This is a genomic window from Amorphus suaedae, from assembly GCF_053629675.1.
Genome location: NZ_JBRJIT010000001.1, coordinates 1536682 through 1553370 on the forward strand (window position 1 = coordinate 1536682; position 16689 = coordinate 1553370).

The 16689-nt window shown below is 69.9% G+C and carries 19 protein-coding genes; 4 read left to right on the top strand and 15 right to left on the bottom strand.

Annotated features, from left to right (window positions below; genetic code table 11):
* Nucleotides 1-33: 33 nt before the first annotated feature.
* The 4 genes from AB7M35_RS06875 to AB7M35_RS06890 form a co-directional block, all read right to left on the bottom strand.
* Complete coding sequence (locus AB7M35_RS06875; RefSeq protein ID WP_453958336.1) at nucleotides 34-663, bottom strand: response regulator transcription factor; 630 nt, start codon at nucleotides 661-663, stop codon at nucleotides 34-36.
* Nucleotides 660-1796, bottom strand: coding sequence for a two-component system sensor histidine kinase NtrB (locus AB7M35_RS06880; protein ID WP_453958338.1), 1137 nt, complete (start codon nucleotides 1794-1796; stop codon nucleotides 660-662). Before AB7M35_RS06880 ends, AB7M35_RS06875 begins: the two co-directional genes overlap by 4 nt.
* Before the next feature lie 170 nt (nucleotides 1797-1966).
* A complete protein-coding gene (locus AB7M35_RS06885; protein WP_453958341.1) occupies nucleotides 1967-2287 on the bottom strand; it encodes a hypothetical protein in 321 nt (106 codons plus the stop codon).
* A gap of 118 nt (nucleotides 2288-2405) precedes the next feature.
* Nucleotides 2406-2846 (bottom strand): secondary thiamine-phosphate synthase enzyme YjbQ, encoded by a 441-nt coding sequence (locus tag AB7M35_RS06890; protein ID WP_453958342.1) that lies wholly within the window; start codon nucleotides 2844-2846, stop codon nucleotides 2406-2408.
* 72 nt (nucleotides 2847-2918) lie between these two features.
* Between AB7M35_RS06890 and AB7M35_RS06895 the strand changes: the two genes are divergently transcribed.
* Together AB7M35_RS06895 and AB7M35_RS06900 are read left to right on the top strand one after the other, a co-directional pair.
* Nucleotides 2919-3785 carry an acyl-CoA thioesterase gene (locus tag AB7M35_RS06895; RefSeq protein WP_453958345.1) on the top strand — a complete coding sequence of 289 codons (867 nt, stop codon included), beginning with the start codon at nucleotides 2919-2921 and terminating at the stop codon, nucleotides 3783-3785.
* A 14-nt stretch (nucleotides 3786-3799) separates the two neighbouring features.
* Nucleotides 3800-4678, top strand: a complete 879-nt coding sequence (locus AB7M35_RS06900) for a D-alanyl-D-alanine carboxypeptidase family protein (RefSeq protein ID WP_453958346.1) — start codon at nucleotides 3800-3802, stop codon at nucleotides 4676-4678.
* 83 nt (nucleotides 4679-4761) lie between these two features.
* Here the strand turns inward: AB7M35_RS06900 and AB7M35_RS06905 are convergent, their stop codons facing one another.
* Nucleotides 4762-5268 (bottom strand): hypothetical protein, encoded by a 507-nt coding sequence (locus AB7M35_RS06905; protein WP_453958348.1) that lies wholly within the window; start codon nucleotides 5266-5268, stop codon nucleotides 4762-4764.
* Nucleotides 5269-5368: 100 nt separating this feature from the next.
* Here AB7M35_RS06905 and AB7M35_RS06910 point away from each other — a divergent pair, with 100 nt between their 5' ends.
* Complete coding sequence (locus tag AB7M35_RS06910) at nucleotides 5369-6352, top strand: zinc-dependent alcohol dehydrogenase family protein (protein ID WP_453958349.1); 984 nt, start codon at nucleotides 5369-5371, stop codon at nucleotides 6350-6352.
* 9 nt (nucleotides 6353-6361) lie between these two features.
* Here the strand turns inward: AB7M35_RS06910 and AB7M35_RS06915 are convergent, their stop codons facing one another.
* Nucleotides 6362-6982 carry a LysE family translocator gene (locus AB7M35_RS06915; protein WP_453958351.1) on the bottom strand — a complete coding sequence of 207 codons (621 nt, stop codon included), beginning with the start codon at nucleotides 6980-6982 and terminating at the stop codon, nucleotides 6362-6364.
* Between the two features lie 3 nt (nucleotides 6983-6985).
* Between AB7M35_RS06915 and AB7M35_RS06920 the strand changes: the two genes are divergently transcribed.
* Nucleotides 6986-8386, top strand: a complete 1401-nt coding sequence (locus AB7M35_RS06920; protein ID WP_453958352.1) for an extensin family protein — start codon at nucleotides 6986-6988, stop codon at nucleotides 8384-8386.
* 68 nt (nucleotides 8387-8454) lie between these two features.
* Here AB7M35_RS06920 and AB7M35_RS06925 read toward each other — a convergent pair whose 3' ends face one another.
* The 9 genes from AB7M35_RS06925 to AB7M35_RS06965 all read right to left on the bottom strand — a co-directional run bounded on the left by AB7M35_RS06925 (nucleotide 8455) and on the right by AB7M35_RS06965 (nucleotide 16559).
* Nucleotides 8455-9951: a DegQ family serine endoprotease gene (locus AB7M35_RS06925; RefSeq protein ID WP_453958353.1), complete on the bottom strand. Its 1497-nt coding sequence runs from the start codon at nucleotides 9949-9951 to the stop codon at nucleotides 8455-8457.
* A gap of 244 nt (nucleotides 9952-10195) precedes the next feature.
* The gene (locus AB7M35_RS06930; protein WP_453958354.1) at nucleotides 10196-10381 is read right to left on the bottom strand and encodes a DUF2065 domain-containing protein; all 186 of its coding nucleotides are present in this window, start codon (nucleotides 10379-10381) and stop codon (nucleotides 10196-10198) included.
* Nucleotides 10378-11568 (bottom strand): protease modulator HflC, encoded by a 1191-nt coding sequence (gene hflC / locus AB7M35_RS06935; protein ID WP_453958356.1) that lies wholly within the window; start codon nucleotides 11566-11568, stop codon nucleotides 10378-10380. The genes AB7M35_RS06930 and hflC overlap by 4 nt, the downstream gene beginning before the upstream one ends.
* Nucleotides 11568-12782 (bottom strand): FtsH protease activity modulator HflK, encoded by a 1215-nt coding sequence (gene hflK / locus AB7M35_RS06940; protein ID WP_453958358.1) that lies wholly within the window; start codon nucleotides 12780-12782, stop codon nucleotides 11568-11570. Before hflK ends, hflC begins: the two co-directional genes overlap by 1 nt.
* Nucleotides 12783-13020: 238 nt before the next feature.
* Entirely contained in the window at nucleotides 13021-14283 is a 1263-nt protein-coding gene (locus AB7M35_RS06945; RefSeq protein ID WP_453958360.1) for a flavin monoamine oxidase family protein, read from the bottom strand.
* Nucleotides 14280-14825 carry a dihydrofolate reductase gene (locus tag AB7M35_RS06950; protein ID WP_453958362.1) on the bottom strand — a complete coding sequence of 182 codons (546 nt, stop codon included), beginning with the start codon at nucleotides 14823-14825 and terminating at the stop codon, nucleotides 14280-14282. Before AB7M35_RS06950 ends, AB7M35_RS06945 begins: the two co-directional genes overlap by 4 nt.
* Nucleotides 14822-15307: an N-acetyltransferase family protein gene (locus AB7M35_RS06955; RefSeq protein WP_453960649.1), complete on the bottom strand. Its 486-nt coding sequence runs from the start codon at nucleotides 15305-15307 to the stop codon at nucleotides 14822-14824. Before AB7M35_RS06955 ends, AB7M35_RS06950 begins: the two co-directional genes overlap by 4 nt.
* 66 nt (nucleotides 15308-15373) lie before the next feature.
* Nucleotides 15374-15703 carry a DMT family transporter gene (locus AB7M35_RS06960; protein ID WP_453958364.1) on the bottom strand — a complete coding sequence of 110 codons (330 nt, stop codon included), beginning with the start codon at nucleotides 15701-15703 and terminating at the stop codon, nucleotides 15374-15376.
* 58 nt (nucleotides 15704-15761) lie between these two features.
* Nucleotides 15762-16559 (bottom strand): thymidylate synthase, encoded by a 798-nt coding sequence (locus AB7M35_RS06965; protein ID WP_453958366.1) that lies wholly within the window; start codon nucleotides 16557-16559, stop codon nucleotides 15762-15764.
* Between the last annotated feature and the right edge of the window lie 130 nt (nucleotides 16560-16689).

Here is a 16689-nt window from a genome sequence, read left to right on the forward strand (position 1 = left end):
AGACCCCGCCCGCCGGGAGACGCGGCGCGTGCCCTATCGCGCGCCGTTGCCCGAATGGCCGAGCACGATGCGCACGAGGTCGGCGACGTTGCGCGCCCCCAGCTTTTCCATGATGCGCGCGCGGTGCACCTCGATGGTGCGCGGGCTGATGCCGAGCCGGCGGCCGGCCTCCTTGTTGGAGGCCCCGCCGGTGATCTCCGACAGCACCTCCCGCTCGCGCGGCGTCAGAAGTTCGGCGCCCGGGAAGTCGGGCGTGAGGTCGGCCGCCGCCGCGTCGCGGCCCTGCCACGAGGCGATCGCCTCGCGCACCCGGTCGATGACGTGGTCCGCGTCGAACGGCTTCTCGAAGAAGTCGAACGCGCCCTCCTTGATCGCCCGCACCGCCATCGGGATATCGCCCTGCCCGGACATGATGAAGATCGGCTCGGGATAGGTGGCCGCGTTCAGCAGGTTGAGGATGTCGAGGCCCGAGCGGCCCGGCATGTGGATGTCGAGGATCGTGCAGGCCGGCTCGGCCTGGGCGCGGCGGATGTAGTCCGCACCGCTGCCGAACGCCTCGACGCGGAAGCCCTCGATGCGGAGCAGATCCGACAGCGCGTCGCGCACCGACGTGTCGTCGTCCACGACGTAGATCAGCGCCCCGTCGGCACCGGTCTCGCTCATCTCGCCTCCTCATCCGCCTGATCGTCCGGCCTGGCCGGCGCCGGGGCGATCGGGAGATCGAGACGGAAGCAGGCCCCATGGCCGCCACCGCCCGGATCCACCGTCAGCTCGCCGCCGTGGTTCTGGGCAATCGAGCGGGAGATGGCAAGCCCGAGCCCCAGCCCGCTGCGCTTGCTCGACGCGAACGCCTTGAAGAGGTCCGGCAGCTGATCGGCCGGAATGCCCGGCCCGCTGTCGGTGACGGAGATCCGCAGCACGTCGTCCATCACCGCCCCGGCGATCACGATGCGGCGCACCTCGGCATCGGCGATCACCTCCACGGCGTTGCGCACGAGGTTGACCAGGATCTGCTCGATCTGGATCGCATCGACGTCGACGGGCGGCAGATCCGCGGCGAAATCGCGCACGATCTCGATCTCGCGGCGGCGGGAGCCGACCATGGCGAGTTCGAGGGCGTCCTCGACCAGGTCGACCACCGCGCACTGCTTGCGCTTCGGCTCCCGCTTCTCGATGAAGTCCCGCATCCGCTGGATGATCGACGCCGCCCGGTCGGCCTCCCGCACCGCCTTGGCGATGACGTCCAGCACCAGCGGATCGGGCGGCTCCGCCGCCTGCTTCATCCGCCGGGTCGCCGCCTGCAGATAGAGCATCGCCGCCGTCAGCGGCTGGTTCAGCTCGTGGGCGATGGCCGAGCCCATCTCGTCCATGGCGCTGACGCGCGCCATGTGGACCAGCTCCGCCTGGAGTTCGGCCAGGCGCTCCTCGTAGGCGGCGCGCGGCCGGCCGTCGCGCAGGATGCCGATGAACTGGCGGCCGTCCGGCGTCTGTGCCTCGCCCACCGACAGGTCGACGGGAAAGATGGTGCCGTCGCGGTGCATCGCCTCGACCTGGCGGCCGATGCCGATGATCTGGGCGTCGCCGGTGCGCCGGTAGTTCTCGATGTAGGTGTCGTGGTCGCGGGAATAGCGCGGCGGCATGATCGCCTTGACGTTCGCCCCGATCATCTCGGCCGCCGTGTAGCCGAACAGGCGCTCGCAGGCCTTGTTGTAGACCAGGATGCGGGCCTTCTCGTCGATGACGATGATCGCGTCGACCGCCGTGTCCAGCACGCTCAGGAGGCGTGCTTCGGACACCCCCTCATGCTGCGGACTGTCAGGCCGATGGTGATCGCGCATCTGTAGGATCGCTTCCGTTCGCCATGTGATTCTGGACGAATTCCAGCCTGCGATGGCACCATAAGGGCAATCGTCCGGCAGGGTAAAGACAGCCGCCGCCGGAGCCGCGGCCGACCACCGGTGGGCCCTCAGAGCGGCGCCGCCGGCGAGACGTTGTCGCGCAGCTTTTCGAGCAGGCGCTTCCAGCGCACCACGATCCACAGCGCCGCGACCACGTTGCCCAGCACGAACAGGGCGGCGATCAGCACCACCGCCACCGGCCGGCTGCGCTCGGTCAGCGCGATCACCAGTCCGAACACCACGAAGCCGAGATAGAGGTCGGCCAGCGCGACGATTCCCCAGGGGTTCGCCAGCATCGTGGCGAAGCTCGCCAGGAACGGCGATTCATAGGTCGCCCAGCCGATCAGGATGCCGAGGGCAACGGCGAAGACGACGAGCAGCGCTCTCATGAAACTCTCCCAGCGGAACTCTGTTGAGTTGGACGGGGGCCGATGGCCCCGGGGGCGTGCCCGCGGCAATGCCGCCGACACGAATGACACGGTTGGCCCGGATCTGAATGGCACATGTCTAGCTGCCGAGATAATGCAGCGTCAGGGTGCGCGGCCGTCCGCGCGCCCGATGCTCGATCAGGAAGAGCCCCTGCCAGGTGCCGAGATCCATCCGTCCGTCAACCACGGGGATGGCGAGGCTGGGGCCCGTGAGCATGGTCTTGATGTGAGCGGGCATGTCGTCGGGCCCTTCCGAGCCGTGCCGGTAGCCCGCATTGGCCGGCGCCATCCGGTCGAGCGCGTCCAGGAGATCGGCCAGGACGTCCGGGTCGGCATTCTCCTGGATCGTAAGGGATGCCGAGGTGTGGCGGAGGAAGACCGTCAGCAATCCCTCCCCCGCGCCGATCTCGCGCAGCCAGCCATCCACCGTGCGCGTTACCTCGTGCGCATGGCGCGGTCGCGTCTCGACCGTGATGCGCGTCAGCGACTGGCCAAGCCCCGTTTCCTTCGTCGTCGGCATTTTCCGATGCCCTCTCATGCTTTAACGCTGGGATGCGGACGCCGACGGACCGCACGAAAGGACCTGCAGCCTATGCCGGCACTTCAAACTCAAGTCTCGTTCGTCAACGCCTGGGAATGCGACGAGAACGATCACCTCAACGTCCAGTTCTATTTCGGGCGCTTCGAGGAGGCCGACCTGCACTTCCGCGCGATGACGGACCTGGATCCGGCGCTCGTCCGCTCCGCCCGTCATGTCCGCTACCACGCCGAGCTGCGCAAGGGCGACCTCGTCGAGGTCGAGAGCGGCTTCGTCGACGATGGAGACGGCGGCTTCTCTGTCGTCCATGCGCTGAAGAACCTGTCTGACGGGCGCGTCTGCGCGACCGCGCTCGACACCTACGATGCCCATCCGCGCGAGCTCACGGCGACCGCCACGCGCTCGGATGCGACCGTCGACCTGCCCCCCAAGATCTATGGCCCGCGCGGCCTGACGGACGCCCTGCCGGAGGCCATCAGCGCGGAAACGCTGCGCGAGCGGGGCGGGTTCGTCACCGCCCGCAGCGTCATCCGGCCCGCCGATACCGGCGCCGACGGACTGGCCACCGAGCGCGCGCACGTGGGCCACGTCTCCGACGGCGCCTCGAACGTCTGGGAGACGATCGGCCTCACCAAGACGCTGCTCGACCACGAAGGCTGGGGGCGCGTCGCCGTCGAGATGCGGCTGACCCTCATCGACGCCTACGTGCCCGGCGACCTGGTCGAGCAGATCAGCGGCCTCATCGAGGCGACCGACCGCACCATCCACTTCCGCCATTACCAGTTCGAGGCCCGGACCGGCCGGCTGATCGCCATCGTCGAGGCGATCGGGCTGGCGATGAACCTGACCACGCGCAAGGCGGTCCGCTTCTCCGACGACGTGATCGCGGCGGCGCCGCGCCTGTCGGCCGCCGGCGCATGAGGAACAAGGCCGCCATGACACCGCTCCCCGTCCTGCTGCGTGCGCTGTTCCTGGGAGCGCTCGTCGCGCTCGCCGGCTGTCAGTCGACCCCGGAGCCCGCGCCGGAACCGGTCGCCCCTCCACCGCCGACGCTCGAGTTTTCCCCGCTGTCGGTGCTTCTCGGCACCGCCGAGGTGCGCGGCCATTCGGTCTACGTCGCCGACATGGTCACCGGAAAGTCGCTCTACGAGGAGAACGCGGAGGCGCTGCGCTTCCCCGCCTCGCTCACCAAGATGATGACGCTGTTCCTGCTGTTCGAGGCAGTGGAGACGGGACGGCTGTCGCTCGACGACGAACTGCCGGTCTCGGGCGTCGCGGCCTCGATGCCGCCGTCCCGGCTCGGCCTGAAGACGGGATCGACGATCCGGGTCAGCGACGCCGCCCAGGCGATGGCGATCAAGTCGGCGAACGACGTGGCCGTCGTCGTGGCCGAGGCCCTCGGCGGAACGGAATCCGCCTTCGCGTTGCAGATGACGGCGAAGGCGCGGGAACTCGGCATGCAGCGCACCCGCTTCGTCAACGCGTCGGGGCTTCCCGACCCGCTGCAGGTCACCACCGCGCTCGACATGGCGATCCTCGGTCGGGCCCTGAAGACCCGCTATCCGCGGTTCGCGCCCCTCTTCCGCACGGAGGAGTTCACGTACGCCGGCCACCGCTACGAGGCGACCAACAAGCTGCTCGGGAAGGTGCGCGGCGTCGACGGCATCAAGACGGGCTACGTCCGCATGTCGGGGTTCAACCTCGTCGCGTCGGTCAACCGTCGGGGACGGCGCCTGATCGTCGTGGTGATGGGCGGCCGCACCGGGCGCGAACGCGACCAGGAGGTCACCGAGCTGATCGAGCGCTACCTCTAGCGCCCGATCAGCGGACTCCGCCGTCGTCGCGGGATGCGGGCCGGGAAGCCGTTGCCCGCTTTTCCTCATCCCGCCGCCGCGGCCTACGGCTGGCCGGGCTTGTCGGTCTGGTAGTCGCGCTGCAGTCCCTGGATGATGCCGAAGAAGCGCCGCATCGCGCGCTCGGTCACGTCCAGCGCCTGGTCGATCTCGGCCTCCATGGAGGCATCGGGGGTGACCGATGACGTCTTCGGCGCGTCCGCCGGCGCGGCTTCGCCGTCCACCGGCCGCTCCGCCAGGCCGATGATCGCATCGAGGCGCTCCTCGAGCGCCGCGACCCGGCGTTCCAGCACCGCCTTCTCCTTTTCCAGCCGCAGGATCTCGTCGGAATAGGCCGTGCGGTCATCGGCGATGAGGTCGCAGGTCCACCCCTGGTCGCGCTCGCGGCAGAGTGACACCTCGCCCGACGTGTGGTCGAGCCGCAGATAGCCGGCCCGCACTTCCTGCAGCGTGAAGCGGCCGCCTTCGGTCCCGGGCGTCGATTGCTGGGCGAGCGCCGGACCGGCCGTGAGGCAAATCAAGGCAAGGGTGAGCGGTGTGCGCGCAATCATGAGACAGTCCCTTTCATCATCCGGCACCGGCCGATCATACGCAGCCGCGTGACGCAAGCATGGCAGACGCCGGACGCGGCGGTCCCCACGGAGGTCGATCATGCACGCAATGGTTCTGGAACGTCCGGGCACGCCGCTGCGTCCCGTCAACCTGCCGACGCCAACGCCGGGGCCCGGCGAGATCCTGGTGGAGGTCGCCGCCTGCGGCGTCTGCCGCACCGACCTGCACGTGGTCGACGGCGACCTGCCGGACCCGAAGCTGCCGATCGTGCCCGGCCACGAGATCGTCGGGCGCGTCGCCGCCCTCGGCCCCGGCGTCGACGCCTTCGCGCTCGGCGAGCGGGTCGGCATTCCGTGGCTCGGCCACACCTGCGGGAGCTGCGCCTATTGCGGCAGCGGCCGGGAGAACCTGTGCGATGCGCCCGTCTTCACCGGCTACACGCGCGACGGCGGCTACGCCAGCCACACCATCGCCGACGCCTCCTTCGCGTTCCGCATTCCCGACAGCTATTCCGACGTCGAGGCGGCGCCGCTGCTGTGCGCCGGCCTGATCGGCCACCGGACCCTGAAGCTCGCCGGCCCCGGCGAGACGATCGGCATTTACGGGTTCGGCGCGGCCGCCCACATCGTCGCCCAGGAGGCCCGCCACGAGGGGCGCCGTGTCCTCGCTTTCACCCGTCCGGGCGACGAGGAGGCCCAGGCGTTCGCCCGCAGCCTCGGCTGCGTCTGGGCGGGCGGCTCGGACGAGGCGTCGCCGGAACCGCTCGACGCCGCGCTGATCTTCGCGCCCGTCGGATCGCTGATCCCGGCCGCGCTGAAAGCCGTGAAAAAGGGCGGCACGGTCGTCTCCGGCGGCATCCACATGTCCGACATCCCCGCCTTCCCCTACCGCGACCTGTGGGAGGAACGGGTCATCCGCTCGGTGGCGAACCTCACCCGCGAGGATGCCATCGAATTCCTGGCGCTCGCCCCGAAGGCGGGCATCCGGACCCAGACGGTGGCCTACCCGCTCGCCGAGGCGAACCGCGCCCTCGACGACCTGCGCGCCGGCCGCCTCAAGGGCGCCGCCGTCCTGACCGTCTGAGCCGCCCCGTCAGCTGCGCTGCACCGCCGCCGTGGCGAGCCCCGCCGCGATCAGCACCGATCCGCCGATCCGCTGGGCCACGCCGAGCGTCGACGGCCGCCGGAACCGCTCGCGCACCTTGGCGGCGAGCAGCGCGTAGGCGAGCGCGTTGACGATGGCGAGCACCACGAAGGTGGAGCCGAGCAGCACCAGCTGCGGCGCCAGCGCCGCCTGCGGCGAGACGAACTGCGGCAGGAAGGCGATGAAGAAGACGATGCCCTTCGGGTTGAGCGCGGTCACCAGCCAGCAGTGCAGGAGAATGCGCCGCCCGCCGTCCTCCGGCGGCTCGCTCACCTGCAGCGCGGTCGCGCCCGCCCGCCACATCCGGATCCCGAGATAGACCAGATAGGCCGCCCCGATCCATTTCAGCAGCATGAACAGGCTTGCGGAGGCCGCGAGAATCGCCCCAAGCCCTAGAAGGGAGACGGTGGCGGCGGTGGTGTCGCCCAGGGCGACGCCCACGACCGAGGGCAGGATCGCCGGGCGGCCGCGCGACACCGCGTAGGAGATCACCAGCAGGATGGTGGGTCCGGGGATGGCGAGCACCACGAAGGTGGCGAGCACATAGGCGGCAAAGACATCGGCAGTCATGGCGTGACCGTCCTTCGCATGCGGCGGGTTCGAACCGAAATCAAGCCTCAGGCGTTTTCCCACCGCAAGGCCCATCGCGCCCCGGCGGCCGACGGCCGCGCGCGCATCGACGGCAGCCGCTCGCCGGACAGGGTTTCAGGAGGCTCGACCGCCATCGCCAGTCCCCACACACGCCGGCTGCTCGCCGCCCTGCCGATCGCGGGCGCGCTGATCGTCGGCGCGGCATCGGTCATGGCCGCCGAAGCGCCGCCCACCCCTGCCCCGCGCCCCGGCGCGGCGCGCGCCGTGGACGGTGCCGTCCACCGCTCCATCGCCGTGGTGCCCCGTCCCCAGCTGCCGCCCGACAGCGCGCCGACGCCGGCCAGGCGCCCGGAGAGCGACGCGGACAAGGCGGCCGCTCCCACCCAACCGGACACGTCTCCCCCGCAGCCGGCCCCGTCTCCCGCGCAGCCGGACGCCTCGACGGACGCCGCCCCGCCTCTGGCGGAGACCCCGCCCGAAGCGGTCGCCCCGCCCGTCGAGGCCGCGCCGCTGGGCGACCTCCCCGCCGCCGCCGAAAGCGCTCCGGCGCCCGAGGCCGGCGACAGCCCTGCCCCCGCCGAGCCTCCGTCCCCCGAGGTGAAGCCGGAACCCGCCGCACCGCCCGAAGCGCCGGCCCCGGTCGCGGCTCCCGCGCCGTCGGAAGCCCCGGCGGCCGACACCGGACCGATCGGCCCGCCGGCGCCGGCCCGCGCCGGACCCGGCAACGTGCCGCTCGTCCGCCCGCCGTTCGAGGCGCCCCCGAAGCCGCCGCTCGACGACCAGTCGGTCGCCACCCGCGACGCCTTCGGGCCGCCCAAGGCCAACCCGCTGATGGCCGACCGCCAGTGCGTGTTTTCCCCGGCGGCGCACGCGGTGTTCTCGCTCAAGCCTGAGATCGAGACGGAGGAAGGCTGCGGGATCGAGAACCCGGTGCGGCTGGAAAGCGTCGGCGACGATCCGAAGATCAGCTTCGTCGACCCGCCGATCGTCTCGTGCGCGTTCGCCAACGCGATGGCCGATTTCCTGGTCGGCGACGTGGAGAAACTCGCCGCCAGGCATCTGGAGGCGCCGGTGGTCGAGGTCGGCCCGGGCACGTCCTACGCCTGCCGCGGCCGCAACAACGACGAGCACGCCAAGCTCTCCGAGCACGCCTTCGGCAACGCCTTCGACCTGCAGGCGCTGCGGCTCGGCGACGGCACGTTCCTGACGGTGGTCGGCGGCTGGAACGGGGTGGGCGCGGAGAAGGCGTTCTGGCGCGCGCTCCACGCCGCGGCCTGCGAACGCTTCAAGACCGTGCTCGGCCCCAACGCCAACAAGCTGCACGAGGACCATTTCCACCTGGACATGGCCAAACGGAACCGCGGCTACGCGCTCTGCGAATGAAAAAGGCGGCGGGGTCGCCCCCGCCGCCTGGTCGTCGGATCTTGCCGGCCGCGGCCGGTGGATCGGCGCTAGTCGTTCAGGCGGATCGCCACGAAGCGCAGCTCGCCGTTGCCGTTCGACAGCAGCAGCAGCGCGGTCTTGCGGCCCTCTGTCTTCAGCGCCTCGACCTTCTCCACCACGTCCGCCGGGCTCGACACCTGTTCCTGCGCCACTTCCATGATGAGGTCGCCGGCCTGGACGCGCTTCTCCGCCGCCGGACCGTTGGGATCGACCGCGCTCACCAGCACGCCGTCGATGTCGTCGGAGAGGTCGAACTGGTCGCGCAGGTCGTCGGTGAGCACCGTCAGCGTCATGCCGAGGATCTCCTGTTCCTCGACCTCCGACTGCTCGGCGTCGGGGGCGGCGCCCTCGCCGCCCTGCTCGGCGGCAAGCGCTGCCTTCTCGGCCTCCTCGAGGCGGCCCAGCGTCACCGGGATCGTCACCGTCTCGCCCTTGCGCAGCACCTCCACGTCGACCTTGGTGCCGATCTGGGTGTCGGCCACCATGCGCGGCAGGTCGCGCATCGAGGGCACCCGCTCGCCGTTGAAGGTCAGCACCACGTCGCCGGCCTCGATGCCGGCCTCCTCGGCCGGCCCGCCCTCGGTCACGCCGGCGATCAGCGCGCCGTAGGCCTCGTCCATGCCGAGGCTGTCGGCGATGTCGTCGGTGACGGTCTGGATGCGCACGCCCAGCCAGCCGCGCCGGGTCTCGCCGAAGTCCTTCAGCTGGTTGATGACGTTCACGGCGATCGCCGACGGGATCGAGAAGCCGATGCCGATCGAGCCGCCCGACGGCGAGATGATCGCGGTGTTCACGCCGACGACCTCGCCCTTCATGTTGAACAGCGGACCGCCCGAGTTGCCGCGGTTGATGGCCGCGTCGGTCTGCAGGTAGTCGTCGTAGGGACCTGAGTTGATGTCGCGGTCGCGGGCCGAGACGACGCCCACGGTGAGCGTGCCGCCGAGGCCGAACGGATTGCCGATCGCCATCACCCAGTCGCCGATGCGCAGCTCGTCGGAGGAGCCGAACTTCAGCGCCTTCAGCGGCGTCTCCGGCTCGACCTTCAGCAGCGCCAGGTCGGTCTTCGGATCGTGGCCGAGGACCGTCGCCTTCAGGCTCCGGTCGTCGCTGAAGTTCACCAGGATCTCGTCGGCGTCCTCGATGACGTGGTTGTTGGTGACGACCAGGCCGTCTGAGGAGATGACGAAGCCGGAGCCGAGCGACTGCACCCGCCGCGGCTGGTCGTCCTCCTTCTGCTGCTTGTCGAAGAACTCGTTGAAGAACTCCTCGAACGGCGAGCCGTCCGGAATGTTCGGCTTCGGCACGGTGCGACGGCCGGAGACCTCCTGGGAGGTGGAGATGTTGACCACCGATTCAAACAGCGGCTCGGCGATGTCGGCAACCGATTCCGGCCCCTGGGCCCGTGCCGGCACGGCGGAGAATGCCGCCCCCGCGACGAGCGCGGTGGCCATTCCCCGCGCGATCCTGGTCCAGGTCGACGGGGTGTGCTGCGCGATGGCGGTCATAGTCACTCCTTCAGCGAGGTTCGTCTCGTGGCATGTCGTCCCGAGGGGGACATCTGGCCGAAAAAGCCCTGCATTCAAGCCTCCCCGTTCCCGCCCGGTCCGGATCGCCGCGATTTGACCGGGGAGTGAACGGGCCGTCAAACCTGGAGCGACTTCGTGTCGATCCGATGGTGGGCACCGGATCGACGGGAGCCATCGTCGCGTGTCGTGGCGGAGAGGCGGCGTCGCGTCGCCCCGGGAAGCCCTAGCCGCGGCCCATCCAGACGATCAGAACGCCGATCGCGAGGGCTCCCACCCCCGCGATCCGCAGGACCTGATCGGGCGTGTCGATCGCCTGGCGCATCATCCGCTTGAGCGGACCGGGAACGACCGCGTAGAGCGTCCCCTCGATGGCCAGCACGAGACCGACCGCCACGATGAAGTCGGTCATTGCGCCGGCTGCGGAGCCGGCGTTGCCGCGTTGCCGGAAGGCGCAGGCGCGGCGGAGCCCGAAGGAGCGGCCGGGCTGGTGGTGCCGGCCGCCGGGGTGCCGCTGTCGGCCGCCCCGGTTTCCTGCGCCGCCCGGTCCTCGACCGCCTGCACCTCGTCGCGCACCTGGGTGTCGAGCGACGTGCTGCCAGCCGCGGAGCTGCTCTCCAGAGGTGCCCCGTTGCCGACCGCCGGCGCCGCGCCCGACGACTTGTCGGGAACCGGCGTGCCGAGGCTCGGCAGGCTCTGGGCCTTCTTCGGATCGGGAAGGACGCGCGGGTCCTCGCCGCCCGTCGGGCTGTTGAAGTAGCGGAAGAACTCCGAGTTCGGCGAGATCACCAGGCGGGTGTCGCCGGAGTTCATGCTCGTCTCGTAGGCCCGCATCGACCGGAAGAAGGCGAAGAAGCCCGGATCCCGGTTGTACGCGGTCGCGAAGATCTTGCTTCGCTGGGCGTCGCCCTGACCACGGACCTGTTCGGCCTCCTTGTTGGCCTCCGCGACGATGACCGTTGCCTGGCGGTCGGCGTTGGCGCGAATGCGCTGGGCCGCCTCTTCACCCTCGGCTCGGATCTCCGTCGCCTCCTGCTGACGCTCGGTCTGCATCCGGCGGAAAATCGCCTGGCTGTTGGCCTCCGGCAGATCCGCCCGGCGGATGCGCACGTCGACCACGGTGATGCCGAGCGCGTCGGCGCGGGTCTGCACCTCGGCGCGGATCCGTTCCATCAGGCCCGGTCGGTCGTCACGCACGATCTCGGTGAACGTGGCGTCGGCGAGCACCGCACGCAGGGCCGACTGCATGAACGTCGACAGGCGGCTGGCGCCCTCGGCGATGTTGTTCACCGACTGGTAGAAGAGCACCGGGTTCTGGATCCGGTACCGCGCGAACGCGTCGACGACGAGCCGCTTCTGGTCCCGGGCGATGATTTCCTGGGCCGGCACGTCGAGATCGAGGATGCGCCTGTCCAGGAACAGCACGTTCTGGACGAACGGGATCTTGAAGTAGAGGCCCGGCTTGGTGATGGCCTGGCGCACCTGACCGAACTGCACGACGAGTGCCTGCTGGGTCGGGTTGAGCACGAACAGCGACGTGTTCACCAGGATGAGGGCGCCGACGATGACGGCGATGAGAGCGACGAGTCCTGCGCGCATCACTGGCCTCCACCGGTCTGGGTGGTGGTTCGCGACGAGCTTGCCGCCGGCCTGGTCTGCAGCTGGTCGAGCGGCAGATAGGGCACGACCCCCGAGGAGCCGCCGGCGCCGTCGCCGATGATCACCTTGTCGGTGCGGCCGAGCACGCGCTCCAGCGTTTCCAGGTACATGCGCTGGCGGGTCACGTCCGGCGCCTGGGCGTATTCGTCGTAGACGGCGATGAAGCGATCCGCCTGGCCTTCCGCCTCGGCAACGACGCGGTCCCTGTACGCATTGGCCTGCTGGACCACCTGGGCGGCCTCACCACGCGCTTCCGGGATCACCCGGTTGGAGTAGGAGTTCGCTTCGTTCTGCAGCCGCTCCTGGTCGGCGCGGGCCGCCTGGACGTCGCGGAACGCGTCGATGACCTGCTGCGGCGGGTCGACCTTCTGCAGCTGGACCTGCGCGATCTCGATGCCGGACTGGTACTGGTCCAGGGTTTGCTGCATCAGCTGCTGCACTTCGATTTCGATCTGCTGGCGCTCCTGGGTGAGGATCGGCTGGATGTTCCGGGTGCCGACGACTTCACGCATTGCGCTTTCGGCGACCGCCTTCACGGTGCCTTCCGGGTTCTGGATGTTGAAGAGATAGTCCTCGGCGTTCGAAATCCGCCACTGCACGCGGAAATCCACGTCGACGATGTTCTCGTCGCCGGTCAGCATCAGGCTCTCTTCGGGAACGTCCCGGCCCGGGCTCGACACGGCGCCCACGTCACGGATGCCGACGTTGAGCTCGCGGATGCGCAGCACGTCGGGCGTATAGACGGAGCCGATCGGATAGGGCCAGTTGTAGTTCAGGCCCGGCTGGGTCATGCCGGAGAACCCGCCGAGCACCAGCTCGACGCCGACCTCGCCCGGATTGACCCGGTAGAAGCCCGTCGCCAGCCAGATCGCGCCAACCGCGACCACCGCGACAAGCGCGCCCTTCAGGCCGACGCTCCGGCCGCCACCGCCGCCCGATCCACCGCCGGGGAAAACCTTCTTGATGCGGTCCTGGCTGCGCCGCAGGAGCTCCTCGAGATCAGGTGTCTGGCCACCTCCGCCGCTGGGCTTCTGCCCGCCGCCCCAAGGTCCATTGCTGTTGCTGCCGCCGCCGCCGCCGCCCCATGGGCCACCGCCGCCCCCCCAAGGGCCGCCGCTCTTGCCGCCGCCACCGCTCTGATTGCTCCAGGGCATCCGTTCTCCTTTTTCGCTCCGCCTTCACGACCGGCACGCAGATGACGTCTCCGGCCGAGCGGGAAACGGATCGCCTGTTGCAGCCGGTCGCGTCGTCGCGACGTTCAGCCATCGCTTGTGGTGGTGAGGTTATAGGTAACCCGCGGTTCGCTTTCAACGAACGCGCCCCCTGCCGCACACCACTCCATGATATAGGCAGCCCGAAGCCACCTTGCGACCATCGTTGGTGATCGGAGTGTCACACCCTCGCGATTGCCGCAAGCGCACGGCCTGCGGCGGCGAGCCCCGTCAGCCGCGCGCCATGCGCGGTCGAATAGGCATCCGGCGACGTTGCCTCGCCAGCGAAGAAGAGCCGCGCGCCCACGGGATCCGCCAGCCGGCGTCGTCGATCGGCCTGCCCCGGCATCGCGCAGGAATAGGCGCCGCGTACCAGCGGATCGGACGACCAGTGGGTCGTCGAGATGCGGTTTACCTGCGACCGGATACCGCTGCCGAAGGCATCCGCGAGGGCCGCGAGCGCGAAGTCGACCATCGCCGCCCCGCCCGCTTTCTCCAGGTCCCGGGCCACGTTGCCGCCAAGCTGGCCGACGGCCATGGGCATCCCGTCCGCGTCCTCTTCCACCGTGAAGTTGATCGCCGGCCGGTCCGGATCGGTGGGGTCCAGCGTGTCGACGTAGGCGGAGGGATCGAGGCCGGACAGCTTGTTGGCGAACGAGATCGCCACCTTTTCCGCGTAGCCGACCGGACAGGCGGCCAGCGCCTCGGCGAAGTCCACCGGCAGGTCCGGGGTGAACCGGATGCCGCCGCCGGACAGCACGTTGGTGGAGACGGTGACGATCGCCGACTTCGCCTCGATCGTGCCGGCCGTCGTCTCCGCGCGCACGCCCTTGCCGGACCAGTCGATCGCCGTCACCGCCACGCCGGTGCGCACCGGCACGTCGCGGCCGGCGGCCGCCACCAGCGCCCCGTAGCCGTCGAGCACGGGCCAGTTCTCGCCGGTGTCGGCGTAGCGCGCCAGGTCGAGCGTCGAGATGTCCTCCGGCGCGAATGCCGACAGGAGCCCCATCCAGTGGACGACCATGCGCCGCCACTCGTCGGGCGGATCGATCGCCTCGGAGGCCGGGATGTCGAGGCCGCGCTCGCCGGCCGCGTGCGCCGCGCGGAAGCCGGCCTCCACCGCGTCCCACGCCGCCTTGCGGGTGGCCTCGTCGGCGAGCTGGTCCTTCAGGAAGAGATGGGCCGCCCGGCGGCTCTTGCGCACCAGGTAGCGGTAGCCGAGCGCATCGGCGATCGGCCGGTACGGGTTGACCGACGCCGAATGGAGCCAGTGGCAGCCGCGGTCGAACGGCACGCCGAAGACGGAGCTGTCGGACCACGCGCGGCCGCCGATCCGGCCGGCGGCCTCCAGCACCACGAAATCGGCCCGCTCGGCATTGAGCCGCTCGCCGGCGGCGAGACCCGCCGCGCCGGCGCCCACCACGAGAACGTCGGTCTGGCTCATGGGCGGTCGCGCTCGCCCGGCGGACGCCGTTCATAGGTAACGAAGGTCATCGCGTGGTCGTCCTTCTCGCCGGCCGGCATCTCGACGCGCGCGGTCTCCCGCCATTTGGCCGGCTTGATCTCCGGGAACCGCGCGTCGCCGTCCATCTGGCAGTGGACCTCGGTGATCTCAAGCCGGTCGGCGTCGTCCATCGCCGCCGCATAGATCTGCGCGCCGCCGACGACGACGATCTCGTTGGCGTCCATCTCGATGGCGGCATCGCGCGCCAGGACGAAGGCATCGCTCAGCGACGCGGCCACGGCGGCGCCCGGCGCGACGAACTTCAGCTCGCGGCTGACCACGATCGAGCGTCGTCCCGGCAGCGGCTGGCCGATCGAGTCCCAGGTCTTGCGGCCCATGATCATCGGCTTGCCGATGGTGAGCGCCTTGAAGCGCTTCAGGTCGCTCGACAGCCGCCACGGCAACTTGTTGTCGCGCCCGATCACGCCGTTCTCGGACACGGCGGCGACCATCACCACCGGGCGGCGGTGCGCGGCGGTCACGAGGCCTGCCCTCCCACGGCGGCAAGCGCCGCGTCGGCCAGCCGGTAGGTCGTCCAGTCCGACATCGGCTTCGCGCCGAGGCTTTCATAGAAGGCGATCGAGGGCGCGTTCCAGTCGAGCACCGTCCACTCCAGGCGGCCGAGGTTCTCGGAGACGCAGCGCGCGGCGAGGCCCGACAGCAGGGCCTTGCCGATGCCGTGGCCGCGCTGCTCGGGTTCCACGAACAGGTCCTCCAGCCAGATCCCGTGCCGGCCGACGAAGGTGGAGAAGGTGTAGAACCACAGCGCGAAGCCGACCGGCCGCCCGTCGAGATGGGCCACGTCGCAGAACACCCGCGGGGCAGCGCCGAACAGCGCCGCGGCCAGGTCATCCTCGCTCGCCTTCATCTCGTGCAGCAGGCGCTCGTAGTCGGCGAGCGCGCGGATGAGGCCGACGATGGCCGGAACGTCGGCCGGTTCGGCTGGGCGGATGACCAGTGTCACCATGAAGCTCCCGGGAAAGGTCGGCCGGCCTCCGGCGAGGTCCGGTCCGCCGTCACCGAAGACGGATCAGTGGGAAACCGTGTTCGAGAACACGTTGATGATGCCGACGCCCGCGATGATGAACAGGATGCCGATGATCGCCGGCACGTCGAGCATTTCCTTGTAGAGCACCGCGCCGGCGATCGCGACCAGCACGATGCCGAGGCCGGCCCAGATCGCATAGACGATGCCGATGGGCATCAGCCGGATGGTGAGGGTGAGGAAATAGAAGGAGCACAGGTAGCAGGCGAACATCGCCAGCGTCAGGCCGATGCGGCTGAAGCCGTCGGTCGCCTTCAGCATGCTCGTGGCGATCACCTCGAAGAGGATCGCCAGGCCCAAGGTTACGTAATGCAAGGCGTCGGCCTCCACTCGCGCACCCAAGCGCTGCCGGCCGGTCCGGACCCCCGGAGGGTCAGACCGACACTTCTGCGCGGATCAGCGGATGCGGATCGTAATTGTCCACGCGAACGTGCTCGTAGCGGAAAGCGAACAGATCGTCGACGGTCGGATCGAGGTGCAGGGTCGGCAGCGGCCGGAGCGGCCGGGAAAGCTGGAGCTCGGCCTGCTCCACGTGGTTCTCGTAGAGGTGGGCGTCGCCGAAGGTGTGGATGAACTCCCCCGCCTCAAGGCCGGTGACCTGCGCCACCATGTGGGTCAGCAGCGCGTAGGAGGCGATGTTGAACGGCACGCCGAGGAAGATGTCGGCCGAGCGCTGGTAGAGCTGGCAGGAGAGCCGGCCGTCGGCGACGTAGAACTGGAACAGGCAGTGGCACGGCGGCAGCGCCATGTCCGGCACGTCGGCCGGGTTCCAGGCCGAGACCACCAGCCGCCGCGAGTTCGGGTTGGTGCGGATCTGCTCCACCACTTCCGAGATCTGGTCGATGGTGCGCCCGTCGGGAGCCGCCCACGAGCGCCACTGCTTGCCGTAGACGGGGCCGAGATCACCGGTGGCGGGATCGGCCCACTCGTCCCAGATCGTCACGCCGTGGGCGTTGAGGTCGCGGGCGTTGGTGCTGCCGGTCAGGAACCACAGGAGCTCGTGCACCACCGACTTCACGTGGATCTTCTTGGTGGTCAGCAGCGGAAAGCCGTCGGCGAGGTCGAACCGCATCTGATGGCCGAACACCGAGCGCGTACCGGTACCGGTGCGGTCGCCCTTGCGGACGCCGTCGGCGAGCACCCGTTCCATGAGGTCGTGATACTGGCGCATCGGCCGCCTCCGAATCGCAAGGGTTTTGGTCGTTCAGTCATCCCACAGGCGAGCCTGCCCGCCAATTGCGACGAGAGCACGGGCGCGGCCTACCATGTGGACAAGCGATGCCGCGCCGCAAGATCGGATG